This is a genomic window from Rufibacter latericius (genome assembly GCF_003721515.1).
GTDB lineage: Bacteria > Bacteroidota > Bacteroidia > Cytophagales > Hymenobacteraceae > Nibribacter > Nibribacter latericius.
This window is the reverse complement of the sequence record NZ_RJJD01000015.1, coordinates 326,898-342,136: the sequence shown is the minus strand read 5'-3', so window position 1 is coordinate 342,136 and position 15,239 is coordinate 326,898. Positions and strand designations below refer to the sequence as shown.

Genomic DNA, 15,239 nt, shown 5'->3' with positions numbered 1-15,239 from the left:
CTGTTTTTCTCAAATTTGCCCTGAAACCCATCAATCCCCAACGCTCATGCGCTACGCTCTCACCAACGGCACCATCTACTCCGGCTACACCACCGCTCAAGGCTATGCGGTTTTGTTTGAAGACGGAAAGATACTGGACTTGGTTCAAACAAATGAAATCCCTGAAGGTGCTACCCTTATAGACGCGCAAGGCGGCATCATCTGCCCGGGGTTCGTGGATTTGCAGGTCAACGGCGGGGGCGGCGTGTATTTCACCCAGTATCCTACGCTGGAAAGTCTGAACACCATCCGGGACGCGCATCTGCAGTTTGGGACCACCAGCTTTCTGCCCACGGTGATCTCGGCGTTTCAGGACAAGATTCTGGAAACCATCATGGCCGTGCGCGAAGCCATGCAGCAGCAACCCAGCATTTTTCTGGGCATGCACCTGGAAGGGCCTTATTTCAACCCGGGGAAAGCCGGTGCCCATGACCCGGCCTGCATCCGGGAAGCGACGCACGAGGAACTAGATGTGCTGCTGGAGGCCGGCAAAGACGTGATCACCTATCTTACCCTGGCCCCGGAATGTGTGGAGGAAAGTTTGCTGCAGCGGTTGGTAGACAGCGGCATCGTACTCTCTGCAGGGCACAGTCTGGCTACGTATGACCAAGCCATGCACTTCTTCCAGAACGGTGTTACGGCCGTTACGCACCTCTACAACGCCATGAGCGGAATGGACACCAAACAACCCGGCCTGGCCGCGGCGGCGCTGGATTATGGACAGGCCTGGACCGGCATCATCGTGGACGGCGAGCACTGTCACCCCTACGCCGTACGATTGGCCAAAAAGATGCTGGGCGAAAAACTGCTGCTCATCTCTGACTGCGCCGCCTGTGTGGGCTCAAATATTCCGTTCACTGATTTCGGCAACTTCAAAGCGTATTACCGCAACGGCCGCTGCGAGACGGAAGATGGTCGGTTGGCCGGTTCAGCGTTGACCATGCTGCAAGCCGTGCAGAACACCGTGAACATGGTAGGCCTGGAGCTGGACGAGGCTATCAGAATGGCCACCCTGTATCCAGCGCAGGTTCTGAAACTAGAGCACAAAGTAGGGCAACTGGTACCCGGCGCAGCCGCCAATTTGCTGGTGTTGGACCAGGAACTGCAACTGCAAAACGTCTGGGTAGATGGCACAGAAATAACCCTGAATCAAGGATAAGCGAAAGCCTTTTCGGGCCTGTTTTCCAGAAAGCAGGCCCGATACGGTTTTCGCAAAACTAGCTTCTTCGGCTACTCAATGATGATTCGTTGGGTGTGCTGGTGGCCTGATTTGGTTTCGGCGAGGAGCAGGTAAAGTCCGCGGGCTTCGCCTTTGATGCTGAATTTTTCGGTGACCGCCCCGGCTGCGTAGCGCTTGTAGGGCGAAAGCGTTTTTACCAGTTTCCCGTTGATATCTACCAGACTCACGCGCATTTCCTCTTCCCGTTTCAAACTCATAGACAGGTTCAGCCATTCGGCGGTTGGGTTAGGGAACACCACTGCGTATTGAATAGAGGACAGGCTTCCAGGGTTAGACTCAAAATACTTCAGTTGGGTAGAAACTCCGTTTAATGGGGCGGTCAGCAGGCTGGAAGAATCACCTGATAGGTTTTTCTGTTGCGCCAATTGCCTGTACTCCCGCATAATATCTTGGCGCAAAGGCTGCGGCAGTTGGGCCAGAAAATCAGGAGTGGCGGCATACCAGAAAATGGCTTCGTCTTTGGCTTGGTTGTTGGCCCGCACGAGCACCGGAATCAAGGTGTTTACAATCTCGGTGAAGTACGCAGGCTCTAGCTTCCGTTCGTTTTCGCCTTCCATCATGTACTTCACTCTTTGTTCCCCGGCCCGGTTAGAGACGTACAGCGGGTGAAGGTTGGGGGCTATCACCGCTACCTTGCCACTGTCTGCCCCGGGTTTCCAGCCTTTGTACACGTTGACAGAATGCCCGCCGCCGTAGATGGTAAACTCCAGCCGTACGTTGCTGTCGTCCTTGTCCTGGAAAATCCGCAGGTACATAATGCCCCGGTCGTTCACCTCAATCCCCAGTTTCCGCTCCACGTTGCGCGGCAGTTCCAACAAAGCAATGTTCCCGAAGACCTTTTCGCCTTCTTTAGGCTCCAAAGGTTTTGTCTTTTCCAGGATTTTCACACTCCCAGGCGCCTGATCAACCGTGATGGACTGACCCTTCGCGGAAATAGTCTTTCCTTGAACAACGGATTCCTCCGCTGTTTTACCAGCTGGAGTGGCTGTGCTTTGTTGAGTTGCTGCTACTGCCTGAACCCCAGAGGCGGTACTTTTTGCCGATGCAGCGGTAGGCTTTGCGCCTCCGTTTTGAGGCCCGTTTTCCTGTTTGACCGCTGAAGTAGTCACTGGGGAAGTCTGTTGCGCTATTGGCTTTTGGGGTTCATCTGTGAGGGAAAGCCAGAGCAGGAAAGCTCCCACCAAAGCGCCCAAACTACCAACAACCCAAAACGCTGCTTTTTTCCCGGCTACCGCCGATGTTTGTTTTCCGGCATTTGCCCCGGCAGGAAGCTGGTGGAGGGCTTCTTTCAGTTCGCTCAGAGGCATCACCGGTTCCTGGGTTTTGGCCGCCTCAAAGTAATGGTTCAGGTTTTTATGTGGGTGTGACATGGTGGCTCTGGTTAAAAAGTGAGACTTACTTGCGCCCGGGAACTGATTTTCTCAAACTGCGCCTCCTCAGAGGGTTCGTTTTCCAGCACGTGCAGCGTTTCCTGGTCGTTGAGCAGGCGGGCCAGCCGTTTCTTGCCGCGCACCACCCGTGATTTCACCGCCGAGAGGCTGCACCCCTGAATGGCCTGCACTTCCTTGAGGGCGAAACCAGAGATCTCAAACAGGATGATGGCTTCGCGCTGTTCCTCGGGCAGTTTGGCCAGGGCCTCGTACAGCAACCGTACATCGGCGGTCAGCTCCGGGTTTTGGGAGTCCAGGTGTTTTTCCTCGGCCTCCGGAGCACTGAAAATGCCCCAGAACTTGCGCCGCCGGCTCTTGTTCCGCAGGATGCGGGTCGCGATCCCGAACAGGAAATGCAGGAACGCCTCTTTGTGCCGAAGCGAATCAAAGTGCTCATAGGCTTGCAGTACCGTCTCACTGATGAGGTCTTTGGCGTCTGCGCTATGAAACACCCGAGCCTGGCAGAACCGGGCAAAAGGCGCGTGCACCGGTTCGTAGAGCGCCAGAAACGCTTGCTGTTTGGCGGTATGTTCTTGCGGTTGGGACATAACGTATTCCTCTGGTTTTGACGGTAAGTGACATGAAGCACCAGAAAAGTCGCAGGCGGGGAATAACTTTTTAACTTTTTTTGAAGATAAGCCGAATAGTATCGTAAAAGATCATTTCAAGGCTGATTTACTAAAAGGAGCCTGAAAATAGACTTTCTGTTCTGGGGATTGCTTCCAAGGAAATTACTTTAGAAGCCACCCTGACTCCATTTGTCCATACTACCATCGCTATGAAAATCATCACCATCACCGTAAACCCCGCGCTGGATAAAAGCACCCGGGTAGAATCTGTAGCCCCAGAGAAAAAACTCCGCTGTGAGAAGCCAGTCTTTGAGCCGGGCGGCGGCGGTATCAACGTGTCCAGGGCTATCAAGAAATTGGGTGGTGAATCCTGCGCTTGGTATCTGGCCGGCGGACACACGGGAGATAAACTGGGAGACCTTCTTCAAAAGGAAGGGGTCCAGTTCCGAAAATTCACCTGCGCCGAATCTACCCGGGAAAACCTGGTGGTGTTTGAAACCTCGTCTCGCCAGGAATATCGGTTTGGCATGCCCGGCCCCCAGGTCACGGAACCCGAGTGGCGACAGTTTCTACAGGCCTTGGAGGAACTGGAAGAAGTCCCCGAGTTTGTGATTGCCAGCGGCAGCAACCCCCCCGGCGTACCAGATGATTTCTATGCCCAAATAGCAGAACTGGCCTGCAAGAAAGGCTTTAAACTGGTAGTAGACACCTCGGGCGAAGCCCTCATGAAAGCGGCCAGCAAAGGCATTTACCTGCTCAAACCCAACCTGAACGAACTAGCGGCGCTGGCCAACAAAGAAGTGATCTCGTCGCAGGAACAGGAAGATCTGGCCACGCAGGTGTTGGAGGAAGGCAAAAGCCAGGTTTTGGTGGTTTCCTTAGGACCCAGAGGTGCTATGTTGGCTTCCAAAGAAGGATTTGAATACGTAGTGCCGCCCACCGTCAAACAAGAAAGCGCCGTAGGCGCTGGTGATAGCATGGTGGGCGCCATGGTCCTGAAACTCCAGGAAGGCTGGCCTTTGTCAGACGTGATCCGCTACGGAGTTGCGGCAGGTACCGCCGCCACCATGACCCCCGGCTCCGAACTCTGCCGCAAACCCGATGTAGAAAGCATCTACGCCTGGCTCAAAGCACGACGGTAACATCTCGTTTTGCCGTTGTTTTGGGGAAACCAGGCTGAAAAGGGTACTTTTAGAAATGACGAGGTTTGGGTCTGATGTTTTGGTAAGCTGAAGGGATTTGGAAATACGTGTTAACATGGTCTGTTGGTTGGCACCAGCGGTTCCTTGCATTTTGAGGCTCGCGCCCCACTGAAGTTGCAAACTTCAGATCATAGTAGGTCCAAGTCGCAGACTTGAACCATGGAATATCGCAGCAGTTGAAAGAACCCTATTCCAGTCTTTCGGGTGAGCGCCTAGGCAGGTTCCGGTGCCGATAGGCATTGCGACTGAAAGGAGCAAAGGAAGCTGGCACAGCGCGAACCCGGAAGACGGGGCCTCGCGGCCGTGAGCGCACGAAGGGATACGATGAAACAACCAAGCTCTTAAAAACTGAACACCAGAAGCCACGGCAGCTTTACCAGACCAAGCAACAAAACCAACTTCAGACTACAAGCCTTGCCCTCAACAAGGGAAGCCTCAGGCAAAAAGAAACCAAGACAAACCTTATCTTCTCCCTTCCCTCAACACCTTCATCTGCACCGGTGCCACCCCGCTTTTCTCCAGATCCAGTTTCCGGGCCGCTGATTTAGAAAGATCTATGATGCGGCCGCGGGCGAAAGGTCCGCGGTCAGTGATGAGCACTTTCACGGAACGGCCGTTCTGCGGATTGATGACTTTTACTTTAGTGCCAAACGGCAGTTTCTTGTGGGCGGCCGTGCGCTTGCCGGGTCTGTAGGGTTCGCCGTTGGCCATTTTGTTCCCTTTTAGTTTATCGGAGTAAAAAGAGGCTTTTCCGTTCTCTGTGTAGCCGCGCTTCCCGAAGGCAGGTTCGCTGGAAGAGCAGCTGGAAAAGAAAAAGACCAGAAACAGAAGGCAAAGAAGATTCCAGCGGAACCAGGAGGGGGATTTATGCATAAGAGAAAAAATGTTGGAGCGCCTGGGCCAACTGCGGCCATTGGAGTTGCTCCAGCGGGTGTTTGGTATTGGGTAAAACATGAAACTGGCCTTGCGGCAATTGCCGGTATGCTTCCAGCGATTCTTCAATGGAAACCATCTGGTCTCGGTCTCCTACGGCTACGCACACCGGTATGTTGATCTGGGCGAAAGCCTGACTTGAAAGCGTAGGTACCTGACCCAATTGGTGCATCATGGCCGAAGTGCGATGCAATAGTTCAGTCCAGTCTTGCGGGGCATGCCGCTCCTGCAGTACCTGTGCAAACGTCGGTACTTTGGAGGAAATTATGTCTGGCTGGAGCTTCGCGGTTTCATGGAGGGCTGTTTCAGGAGTCCAGTGGAACTTGGTAGCAAGGGTAAAGATCCGGGAGAAGCGGTCAGGTTGCTGCCTAGCCGCTTCCAGGGCAATATAGCCGCCCATGCTGTAGCCAAAAACCTGAATGCGGGGCAGGTGATGATGATCCAGCCAGTCCAGCAGTTGGCGTACAAAGTATTCTATAGAGAAAGGCTCTTTGGGAAAGGGAGCTCCGCCATGGCCAGCCAGGTTGAAGGAGTACACCGGTACCGTAGAGGACAGCAGTGGCAGCAGCGGCTCAAACTGGTCTTTCGCGCCAAGAGCGCCGTGTAACAGTAGCAGTGGTTCCATGTGGTAAGATAAGTGTTCTTACGGGTTCAAACCAAACGTTTCTGTTTCAGGGCCTTTTTCTGGAAAAGGCCCGAAAACCGCCTTGTTCAGAAAACGGGCCTTCTCAAGCAAAGCAAAGACGTTATTGGTTCCGAGGTTTTGGGTATCTACGCCAGCCTTTTCAGGAAATGGAAACCCTTGATCACAAAGCCTTCGCGCAGGTAGAACTTATGGGCGGCATTGTTCACCACGTAGGCATCCAGCATCATGGTCTCGCAGTGATAGCGGTTGGCCTCGGCAGTAAGCCAGTCAAGCAGTAGTTTCCCGATGCCCTTTGAGCGGTACTGCTCATCCACCACAAAATTGTCTACCTCCAGGTACTTGCCGCTGTACAGCTTGGTGCCAATCCAGTACCCCGACAAACCCAGGCAAGTGGTGCCATCAAAAACGCCTACCATCCGGTAGTGCTGGGGTAGCATCAAGCGCAACAACTCCTCGTACCGCTCGGGCTCCATGTTGGGGTTCAGGAACTGAATCAAGGGGAATTGATGCAGCATCTCAGCTAACTCTGTTATTTCCCTTATTTGAAAAGCTGTAACCATGATAGAATTAAATCAGGTACAAAAATAGGAAGTGGCTGGCAGGGGTGAAATAAATGCTAAGGAAATGTTAAATAAAAAGTCGCTAATCCTTAGTATAGTTAATTATCTGTTAATTGCTGTTTTGGGCTTGGTTTTAAGAAAATAGCCCCTTTATATTTGTTCCGTTAGAGGACGGAAATAGCTTTTAATTAGATCCTGATAATTCGGGTGATGAATCTAGAGGAGCCTGGGTTGATATTGGTGTAGATACATCTGTTGGCGTAGTGAACGAAAAGATTTGCTGTAGTAGTATGGTGTTCGGGATCCCTTTTACAGACAATAAATATTCAAAGGTTAGGTGTGAACGAAAAGTGTCCGGTTTTAAATAGAAAAGTGTACGGCATCGCACATAAAGTTATTTGAGATTATGTATAAAGGATTGATTTTTAGATACTTAATTACTTGGCATGTAACTTGTGAAACCTAGAATAACGCAAGGAGTTGGAGCAGAACTAGTGTAGGAATAGATGGTTTTAAGATTAGTTTCTCATTATTAAGAAAAAATAAACATCCGCAAGCAACCTTCTTTTAGATTCTGCATCTATTAGAGTATAACACAAACATATTGAAATAATACATTCGCAAATAATAGGCAAAATACTGCCCTGGATATTCACGTCCTTTTCCTTTTGAAAAGGTGTTTAAATGAGCAATTAAACCATTAAAATAAGAGTCTTTCATTTTGTCATTCACTCATTAAAACAAAATAATTATGAAACGTCTATTCATCATCCTCGCCCTAGTTAGCATGCAAGTATTAACTGCGTTCGCGCAAGGCCCTACCAGCCGGGTGAACACAGAGAAAGTTAAAATGTACCGTCAGCCGGGTATTGGGGGCGAAGTGATGCGCCTGCTGGGTTCTGAAGATGAGATCATTGTCATGCGGAAACAAAACCATGAATGGTCTCTGGTACAGATTGACGGAGAAGCTGGCTATGTGCTGAATACTTACCTGAAAGCCAAGAAAGCCAAAAAAGCTACCGCTGCTAAAACTCCAGTAGCCCCAAATAAAAGCGCTAAGCTTTAATCTGGCAAAAAGCAAGAAGGCAGGCCTCTGACCGGCCATGTCCTTAAAGCAAAGGGCCCGCTCATCCAAGAGCGGGCCCTTTGCTTTAACAGATTACGCAGGCGCTATTCTTTAGGTGTATAGTTGTAGATCTCTATAGCCTCAGAAAGACGGTCTTTTCTCACCAATCGGAAGATCTGGGGAAGCAAGGAAACTCCCAAACCTACCAGCAGCAGCGGGGAAACCGAACTGCCAGAGCTGCTGCCCCTGAATTGCTGGGTAGCACCCGCGATCATCAGGCCAGCACCAGCCACATAAAAGCCCGTTTGAATGTTCTGTCCCCTTTTGTAATCCTGTAGACTCTCTAAACTACCAGGGTTGTCAGACAAGGCGGCCCGAAGGTTCCTGTAGGTAAGCGGCTGCAAAGGCTCCTTTTCCTTTTGGAAATAATACACGCGGCGCTGGGAAGGATAGCCGCCATACCCGCCGTATCCGCCCATTCCGTAACCACCCATGCCGTAGCCTCCCATGCCAATGCCAATGCCTGGGCCATAGGAGTTGTAGTCTGTGCGGTACACAAAGTAGGTAGACACGCGCCCGGCCTGTTCGCGCTGGGCAAAGTTACTGAAGCGGCGGCCGGCGTCTACGCGGGCAAAGAAGCCTTCGTTGCTCTGGAAATACTTTACCGTTTCAGGGGCGTATTTCAGAGAGTCATCCAAAAGGAAGAAGTTCTGTTTGAAGACCGGGCTTTTGAATTGAAGCTTCTGCGCATACACGCGCTGTCCGTTGTGCAGTTCTATAAAATATGGTTGCCCCGATGTAACTTCAGAGCTTTGGGCCCAGCTACATTCTGCCGCAGCCCAGCAAAAGAAAACCAGAAAATATAATTTTTTTATCATAGCATTAAATAAACGAAAAAGTAGCTTCTCTATGATAAAGCTGGGGAAAAAAAGATAAACCCAGCCCCGGGAGTGGAATAACCACCGGAAAAGCGCAACAGCAGGCAGAAAACAGAGTAAAAGAAAGAAGCCTTATGTTTCACTTAACCAGATTTGTCATGTTTATAGCATTGTGTATTTTATTGATCATCGCTTTGTTTGTCACCGTGTACTACGTGCGGGCAAACAAGGCAGGAGCAATCCCAGAAGGAACCACCACCCGCATCTCGGGCGACAGACCTAACCCGTCTTCTGTTCCGGGCCAAGGATCCAGAAACTCCTTCAACCCAGGCAGCATTCCAGACAGTGCCGGGAACGGTAACTCGGCCATGAGTTCGGGCAAGCAGGGCTAATACCATACGTAAGAAGAGTGGTACAGGATCACCTTATATAAAACGAAAGGCACTGCAAAAGCGGTGCCTTTCGTTTTAAGTGCTTTCTCCTCCTGGCTTAATGGGTGCCAGTTCCATTGGTGGTGGCAGACTGTTTTTTCTTGGTGCCACCAGAGGAGTTGCCTTTGTTTTCTGCAGAGACATTGTCTCTTTCTAGTTGGATAGGCTGCGCGGCACCTTCGCGTATCTCAATCCGGCGCTTGGCGGTTTTCTGTTCGTCTTTGGGAACCCGCACGTGCAGAATGCCATTTTCAAACGCTGCTTCAATGTTGTCAGCGTTCACCGTGTCAGGGAACTGGAAGGAGCGGCTGAAAGACCCATATTGGCTTTCAATTAAATGATAGCGCTTGTCTTGCTGCTCGTTCTTGAAATGACGCTCACCGGAGATGGTCAGAAGCCCTTGTTGGAAATCAAGGTGAATGTCTTCTTTCTTGAGGCCCGGAAGTGCCATTTCCAGTTCATACCCTTTCTCGGTTTCACAGGTGTCTACCTGAGGGCTGAATCTATTCAGCCGCTCGCGGCTGTTCACAGAATCATTAAAGAATCGGTCCAGCATACTGCTGAACGTCTGCGGCATCATGTCATCAAAGCCGCTTCCTAAACGTTGCATGGCCATAACTTTACCTTCTTTAAATGTGAAACATAGGGGCAGCCCTTTTGCTGCCTTTTTAAATCTGACTGTCTTTAGAACACGAGGGCCGTTTTAAGCCGGGTTTTAGTAAAACAACCCCTAAACGCCTGGTGTCAGACGCGTCTGGGGCTTTTATCGTTTAGCGTTGCTCAATCTCTAAGAACCGAGGGCCTTGTGGCAGATACGGAATGTGTACCCGCAACTCATGGCCTTTGTGCACCACTTTCAGTTCGCTGAAATCAACGTAGGGTGGCAACAGGAAATTCTGGTGGAACAGCGGCATCTGCGTTTCTGGATGTTGCTGAGGCTGGTGCAAGGCCATTACGGTGAGTTGGTTTTTGTCCAGCAGCACCTGGCACTGCTCCGGAGACACGCCCGGTAACACCACCTGCAAAACCGCTTCGGTTTTACGTTTCACCATGTTCACCTGCGGCTGGACCACCCCGCCGCCTATGGTGTTGGTTAAATCTATATAGTGTGCAATGTTCTTTAAGAACTTTTTATCTTTGATCAGTTTCATGACGCTTTCCCTCTTCCTTTCTAAGTGATTCAGGAGGCATATTGCAAAGGGTGTACCAGTCACTCTAGAGGCGCTTTCTAGCCACTGTTAAGACATATTGTCAACCGGAAAATACGTTCATGATGTAATTTTGGCAGGTTCTTTTGCCATGAAACTACCTCTGGAAACAGAGAGATTGGCTGTGAAAAGATGTCAGATTTCCTCACGGCCAAACCAATGGCCTTTACAGGCGAGAAAGGGCGTACTTTCCTGTTCCTACACCGTATATGAAGCCAAGGGTTTATACGAGGCGTAGGCAAATGCCTGCCCGTAAAAGCCGTAGGCCAGGAAGAGACGGTGCGCGGGGTTAAAACAATTTAGCTGGTACGTGGTTCTTCAGGGATGAGAAGGCTTCAGGCAGACGCTACCTGCAGAAAGGAATTTGAGTTGAGCGAGAGCGGGTAGTTCTTCGGAAGTGACGGCAGGTGCCAGGCCCTGAGGTTTAGAGTGGATGTTTCGAAATCTGACCAGAAACCAACCGCTACGACAGGTTTTTGACCTTCTAAGGCGTTGTTGTATTTTATTCTCCATGAGAAAAGTTTACTATCATACAGAAAGTGTAACCTTGAGTTTTGACGAAGACCGTTCAACGGCTTATGCTGTTTGGAATGGTTTTCTGAGCAGCCATGAATTTCAGGAAGCGGTTTTAGCCTGTATTGGGCTCATAGAAGAGAATGGCATTACTCGTTGGCTCGCCGATAACCCGAAAATGAAAGCCATTCGGCAGGCCGATCAAGCTTGGTTTGTAGAAGTCATTATGCCTCGTCTTCTGCAGAGTTCTCTGCGCCGAATGGCCACTTTGGTCTCAGAAGACTTGTTCAACAAGATGGCCGTAGAGCAGATGATTCAGCGTGCGGGCAACCTGCACCATTTGGCTATGTGCGATTTCAAGGATGAAGGAGAGGCCATGTTATGGTTGATGGCTCCGTTTTCTGTGGAGAACCCCGCCAAAAGCAGAGATGAAAGGTAGTCCTTTGCTGTTTTCTTTTAAATCAGGTTCCTTTCGGAAGGATACCACGTTCCCTCCCGGGTACCAGGAGGTCTGGCGTGCCGGATAACATCATTTTACTCCTATTTAGACAGCGCCAAAGCTCTATTGCTTAGTGGTTTGTATTGCCCTTAAAGCAACTGTGGCTCTCAAATGCGTTCATCAACATAGTTGTTCTTATTTTGATAAATTAATAGTACTTTTGCAGTACAGAAGGACAGGTATGTGAATAAGATGCTATCCCCCAAGTGTCTTTGGTCCTTTGTAAACTACTATTCCATGTTTTTAACATTGCCCTCGGTCTACTACGAAAGTGAGGCCTTCTCTGTGCGGTATGATCTGGAGCGTTCATTGGGGATGGCGGTCTGGAAAGGCAAACTGGCAGGCCCTGATCTGCAGGAAGCCTTTTTGATCTGTGTCCACGTCACAGATAAGTACCGGCTTACCCGTTGGCTGGCCGATGACCGTAAAATGAAGGGTTTTTCTGAGGAAGACAAAAACTGGCTGGAGGAGAACGTGGTGCCTTTGTGCCTCAATGGCCCCCTACGCCGGATGGCAGTGCTTCCTTCAGAAGACCAGAAGCAGGTAGAAGCCATTGAGTACTTCATCCAGCGGGCCGGGGACTTGAATGAACTTGCCCTTAAAAACTTTCAGGACGAGGAAGAAGCCCTCCACTGGCTGATGCAGGATTTCTAAGAATACCCCCAAGCGACAGCCTTACATCTTAGCCCAGTTTCCTGGTCTGCGCTAGTCCTTTCTTCTTCTTCCCGGCAGGGTGCTTTTAGCCTGATTTCTGATTTTAGGCCCTAAAACAGGGGAAAGTATTTTCTAGGAGAAGGCGCTCCCAGCGCGATGCGGCACAAAGTAACTCCTATGCAGAGAAGGTGCCGTAACCCTCGTTCTTCTGAGCCGTTTGGTTCTGAGGATGGAAACACTGGAATTTATCTTAGGGCTGGGACAAAAAGACCTGAACTGGTGGCAAATGTCTATCAGGGCGGTGCTGGTCTTCTTTATCTCGTTGGGGTACGTACGCCTCGCCAATAAACGAATTTTCGGGCAGCAGAGCGCTTTTGACATTGTGCTGGGCATTATGTACGGTTCCATCATGAGCCGCGCGATTACCGGCACCTCTCCTTTCTTCCCTACATTGGCCGCCGGGTTGGTATTGGTGATGCTTCACCGCATGTTAGCAGCGGTGGCTTACCGGTTTGGGCACGGCCACGGCATCAGTAACTTCATCAAGGGGAAAACCGCCGCGCTGGTCAAAGATGGCAAACTCCTGAAAGACGACATGCGTGCCCACAGCATCACTGAGAACGACATCGTAGAAACCATGCGCTCGCAGGGTGGCCCCATGGATATCGGCAAAATAGACACTGCCTGCCTGGAGCGTAGCGGGAAAATTAGTATTGTGTATAAAGAGGACAAGTAGTTAGGCCTCTTCAATGCTGGGGATGGGTTGCATATCCCTGGACAGAAGCGCAGAGTTTTTTTTGTTCCGTCAAAAACAAGGTGTTTTCCCGGCCAGCAGGTTACTTTATTCGGGTGAGTTTCAGGCCTACTTTCCCGTAACTGGTGGCAGGCCATCCGGTAGCCGCCAGGGGAACACAGACATCCAGGATAAGGGTGTCTCGGGTGAGGTGTACCACGGTGTGTTCCCGGCCACCTATAAAGAGTTTGTCTCCCTGGCGTTCATAGGCGATGGAGGTAGAAGCGGGTTCTGTGCTGCTGCATCTTTGGGTACCGTGCCTGATCACCAGTTCTGCCGGGTCCCGGAAATCATACACATCATCGTCCTGGCAGGTGGAAGCGGTTGGGGTGAAGTCCATATCTTTTAGGGTGGTTTTGTAGGCACAGGCTTCGTTGCCGCCCAGCACCAACACTTTGTTGGAATACATCTGCCACTGTGCCTGCAGGGTCGCCTCAGGTGTTGCATCCTCGTCTGAGTCACAGCTGCCCAGTAGGCAGGCACCTACAAAAAGAACCAAAAGCCAGGTCGTTTTCATGTCGTTTCCAGAAAGAATTACCCAACCCAATTTCATATAAAAACCAGATTTTTGCAAGGCAGGTGATGGGGCCGGACAACAGAAGGCACCTCCCTTACCGGTTGCCCTCAAGTAGCAGCATTTCCTGTTCTTAGCCTCCTTTCCTGAAAACGACACGAAAGGCCGAGGCGGTTGTTCCGATGGGTAAACTAGGGGCAGTCAGATTTTAGTTGCATCTTGCCGCGTATTAAAAGGATTGCCGTCAGAGCTGTAACATTGCTTTAGATAGAGAGGCTGGTTATTTTTAACGGAGCACGGTGCCCCAAAGAGGCAAAACCTTTCCCCTTCAATCTAGTTAGTGCTTTTATTAACTCCACGGTAATTCACCTTTTGAGATGGATTTTTCAAACCTATTCCAGCACGTACCAGACAACCTGGTGGTTATTACCCCCGATTTCACCATTGTGGCCGCCACCGATGCCTATCTGCAAACCACAATGCGTACGCGGGAGGAAATTATAGGCCTTCACTTTCTGCTGGAGGCGTTTCCAGACAAGAACTACTCGTTTGACGAAAACCCGGTGCGTAAATCCATTGATCGGGTATTTCAGACCAAGCAGGTAGATCACATGGATCTGGTGCGCTACACTCTTACCCGGCCAGCGGCCGAAGGCGGAGGAGATTATGAAAGTATCTGGGAAGCCTCGCACACCCCTCTCTTGGACCAGGAGGGAAACATTGAGTACATCATCCAGAAGACTTCTGACGTAACAGAGCGGGAAAAAGCCAAACTGGCCCATCGCGAAAGCGAGAACAAATTTAGGATCATGACTGACACTGTGCCGCAACTCATCTACACGGTGAGCCCAGAGGGGCAGGTAACGTTTGTGAACGAACGGTTTGTCAAGTACACCGGCGTCTCTGCCCAAGACACCATGGCCTCGCCTACCGGTTTCCTGGATGCCATCCATCCAGAGGACAAAGAGATTTTTTTAACCCGGGCCCAGGAAAGTTTCCAGAAGCAGGTGGAGTTTCAGGCCGAGCTACGCCTGCGTGACCGCGAAGGCAATTACCGGTGGTTTGTGAAGAAGTGCTCTCCCGTGACGCTTCCCTCAGGCCAGGTGTCTTTGTGGGTGGGCAGTGCCACCGATATCCACGCCACCAAACAGATGGTGCAGGAACTGCTGGAAAGCAATGAACAAATGGCGTTCCTCTCAGACCAGGTACATGCTGCCCTACAGAAAGCCGAGTCTGAGCGCAAGACGCTGGAGAACATGATTCTGACCGCTCCGGCTATTTTCTGCACCCTTACCGGGCCTGAGCACCGCTATGACCTCATCAATCCGTACTACCAGGCTTTGTTCCCCGAGCGCGAACTGAAAGGGAAAACCGTGAAAGACGCGGTGCCTGAGGCCGCCGAGCAGGGCTTTGTGGATTTGCTGGATAATGTGTACCGCACCGGCACGCCCTTCTCAGCAGACGAGATTTTGTTTCACCGGAAACACCAGGACACCGGAGAACAGGAAGATTTATACCTCACGCTCAACTACCAGCCCATCTTTGGCGAGAACATGACCATTATAGGCATCTTGGTTTTCGGGTATGAGATCACAGAGCATGTGAAGCTGCGCGAGCGCCTTCAGAAAGATGACAGAGGGTAACGACTGCATGGTTTCAACGCATGACAAAAGCTTTACATGAACGCTGCCCAAAGTGACCTTCAGCAACTCAGAATAAAGCTGATTCTATTTAAGTCTAAAGTACGCTCTGCGGTGTACGGGGGCACGCCTGATGAGGAGTTCTTCTCGTCCAGCGGACCTGTGTCCCAGTGGTTCAGGACCATTGGGGCGGTGCGCTATAGCCATCTGGCTGAGTACAGCGCCATGGCAAAGATCTTCAAAGAACTGCAGACCACTGCCGCCCACCTCATAGGTTTGTACCGGTCTGGCAAAATTGAGGAGGCCCACGAAGGCCTGCAGAACATAGATAAACTTTCTGAGCAGCTCACGCGCCTTATCTCTGCCCTGGAGGTCAGGTTAGTATAAGGAACTGGGTCCTTGAGGCAAGTTTGCGGTAGCGGGT

18 protein-coding genes are annotated in these 15,239 nt (G+C 50.9%); 9 read left to right on the top strand and 9 right to left on the bottom strand.

From position 1 onward, the window contains the following. Positions 1-46: 46 nt before the first annotated feature. The gene (gene nagA / locus EFB08_RS18900) at positions 47-1,198 is read left to right on the top strand and encodes an N-acetylglucosamine-6-phosphate deacetylase (protein ID WP_165864966.1); all 1,152 of its coding nucleotides are present in this window, start codon (positions 47-49) and stop codon (positions 1,196-1,198) included. A gap of 71 nt (positions 1,199-1,269) precedes the next feature. Here nagA and EFB08_RS18895 read toward each other — a convergent pair whose 3' ends face one another. Together EFB08_RS18895 and EFB08_RS18890 are read right to left on the bottom strand one after the other, a co-directional pair. After that, positions 1,270-2,649: a T9SS type A sorting domain-containing protein gene (locus EFB08_RS18895; RefSeq protein ID WP_123128520.1), complete on the bottom strand. Its 1,380-nt coding sequence runs from the start codon at positions 2,647-2,649 to the stop codon at positions 1,270-1,272. 11 nt (positions 2,650-2,660) lie between these two features. Beyond that, a complete protein-coding gene (locus EFB08_RS18890) occupies positions 2,661-3,257 on the bottom strand; it encodes an RNA polymerase sigma factor (protein ID WP_123128519.1) in 597 nt (198 codons plus the stop codon). Positions 3,258-3,487: 230 nt separating this feature from the next. On the opposite strand from EFB08_RS18890, the gene EFB08_RS18885 reads away from it, so the two are divergent. Continuing rightward, positions 3,488-4,420: a 1-phosphofructokinase family hexose kinase gene (locus EFB08_RS18885; protein WP_123128518.1), complete on the top strand. Its 933-nt coding sequence runs from the start codon at positions 3,488-3,490 to the stop codon at positions 4,418-4,420. Between the two features lie 522 nt (positions 4,421-4,942). Here EFB08_RS18885 and EFB08_RS18880 read toward each other — a convergent pair. From EFB08_RS18880 to EFB08_RS18870, 3 genes are all read right to left on the bottom strand, one after another. Then, entirely contained in the window at positions 4,943-5,353 is a 411-nt protein-coding gene (locus EFB08_RS18880) for a septal ring lytic transglycosylase RlpA family protein (RefSeq protein WP_123128517.1), read from the bottom strand. After that, positions 5,346-6,038, bottom strand: a complete 693-nt coding sequence (locus tag EFB08_RS18875) for an alpha/beta fold hydrolase (protein WP_123128516.1) — start codon at positions 6,036-6,038, stop codon at positions 5,346-5,348. Before EFB08_RS18875 ends, EFB08_RS18880 begins: the two co-directional genes overlap by 8 nt. A 146-nt stretch (positions 6,039-6,184) precedes the next feature. Continuing rightward, positions 6,185-6,574, bottom strand: coding sequence for a GNAT family N-acetyltransferase (locus EFB08_RS18870; protein WP_165864965.1), 390 nt, complete (start codon positions 6,572-6,574; stop codon positions 6,185-6,187). A 796-nt stretch (positions 6,575-7,370) separates the two neighbouring features. Here EFB08_RS18870 and EFB08_RS18865 point away from each other — a divergent pair. Continuing rightward, positions 7,371-7,685 (top strand): SH3 domain-containing protein, encoded by a 315-nt coding sequence (locus tag EFB08_RS18865; RefSeq protein ID WP_123128514.1) that lies wholly within the window; start codon positions 7,371-7,373, stop codon positions 7,683-7,685. A gap of 104 nt (positions 7,686-7,789) precedes the next feature. Here EFB08_RS18865 and EFB08_RS23695 read toward each other — a convergent pair whose 3' ends face one another. Beyond that, entirely contained in the window at positions 7,790-8,563 is a 774-nt protein-coding gene (locus EFB08_RS23695; protein ID WP_193553982.1) for a hypothetical protein, read from the bottom strand. Between the two features lie 158 nt (positions 8,564-8,721). Between EFB08_RS23695 and EFB08_RS18855 the strand changes: the two genes are divergently transcribed. Then, complete coding sequence (locus EFB08_RS18855; RefSeq protein ID WP_125077806.1) at positions 8,722-8,955, top strand: hypothetical protein; 234 nt, start codon at positions 8,722-8,724, stop codon at positions 8,953-8,955. A gap of 97 nt (positions 8,956-9,052) precedes the next feature. Here the strand turns inward: EFB08_RS18855 and EFB08_RS18850 are convergent, their stop codons facing one another. Both EFB08_RS18850 and EFB08_RS18845 read right to left on the bottom strand, forming a co-directional pair. Further along, positions 9,053-9,604, bottom strand: coding sequence for an Hsp20/alpha crystallin family protein (locus tag EFB08_RS18850; protein WP_123128662.1), 552 nt, complete (start codon positions 9,602-9,604; stop codon positions 9,053-9,055). A 160-nt stretch (positions 9,605-9,764) separates the two neighbouring features. Beyond that, on the bottom strand, positions 9,765-10,145 hold the full coding sequence (locus EFB08_RS18845; RefSeq protein WP_123128512.1) for an Hsp20/alpha crystallin family protein: 381 nt from the start codon (positions 10,143-10,145) through the stop codon (positions 9,765-9,767). A gap of 568 nt (positions 10,146-10,713) precedes the next feature. Between EFB08_RS18845 and EFB08_RS18840 the strand changes: the two genes are divergently transcribed. The 3 genes from EFB08_RS18840 to EFB08_RS18830 all read left to right on the top strand — a co-directional run bounded on the left by EFB08_RS18840 (position 10,714) and on the right by EFB08_RS18830 (position 12,604). Then, a complete protein-coding gene (locus tag EFB08_RS18840) occupies positions 10,714-11,154 on the top strand; it encodes a hypothetical protein (RefSeq protein WP_125077805.1) in 441 nt (146 codons plus the stop codon). A gap of 297 nt (positions 11,155-11,451) precedes the next feature. Further along, positions 11,452-11,868 (top strand): hypothetical protein, encoded by a 417-nt coding sequence (locus EFB08_RS18835; RefSeq protein WP_123128510.1) that lies wholly within the window; start codon positions 11,452-11,454, stop codon positions 11,866-11,868. Positions 11,869-12,097: 229 nt separating this feature from the next. Continuing rightward, positions 12,098-12,604 (top strand): DUF421 domain-containing protein, encoded by a 507-nt coding sequence (locus EFB08_RS18830; protein WP_227006410.1) that lies wholly within the window; start codon positions 12,098-12,100, stop codon positions 12,602-12,604. Between the two features lie 100 nt (positions 12,605-12,704). Here EFB08_RS18830 and EFB08_RS18825 read toward each other — a convergent pair whose 3' ends face one another. Beyond that, a complete protein-coding gene (locus EFB08_RS18825; RefSeq protein ID WP_125077804.1) occupies positions 12,705-13,178 on the bottom strand; it encodes a hypothetical protein in 474 nt (157 codons plus the stop codon). Positions 13,179-13,552: 374 nt separating this feature from the next. Here EFB08_RS18825 and EFB08_RS18820 point away from each other — a divergent pair, with 374 nt between their 5' ends. After that, the gene (locus EFB08_RS18820; protein ID WP_123128508.1) at positions 13,553-14,818 is read left to right on the top strand and encodes a PAS domain-containing protein; all 1,266 of its coding nucleotides are present in this window, start codon (positions 13,553-13,555) and stop codon (positions 14,816-14,818) included. 36 nt (positions 14,819-14,854) lie between these two features. Then, positions 14,855-15,202, top strand: a complete 348-nt coding sequence (locus tag EFB08_RS18815) for a CZB domain-containing protein (protein ID WP_123128507.1) — start codon at positions 14,855-14,857, stop codon at positions 15,200-15,202. Positions 15,203-15,239 lie beyond the last annotated feature (37 nt).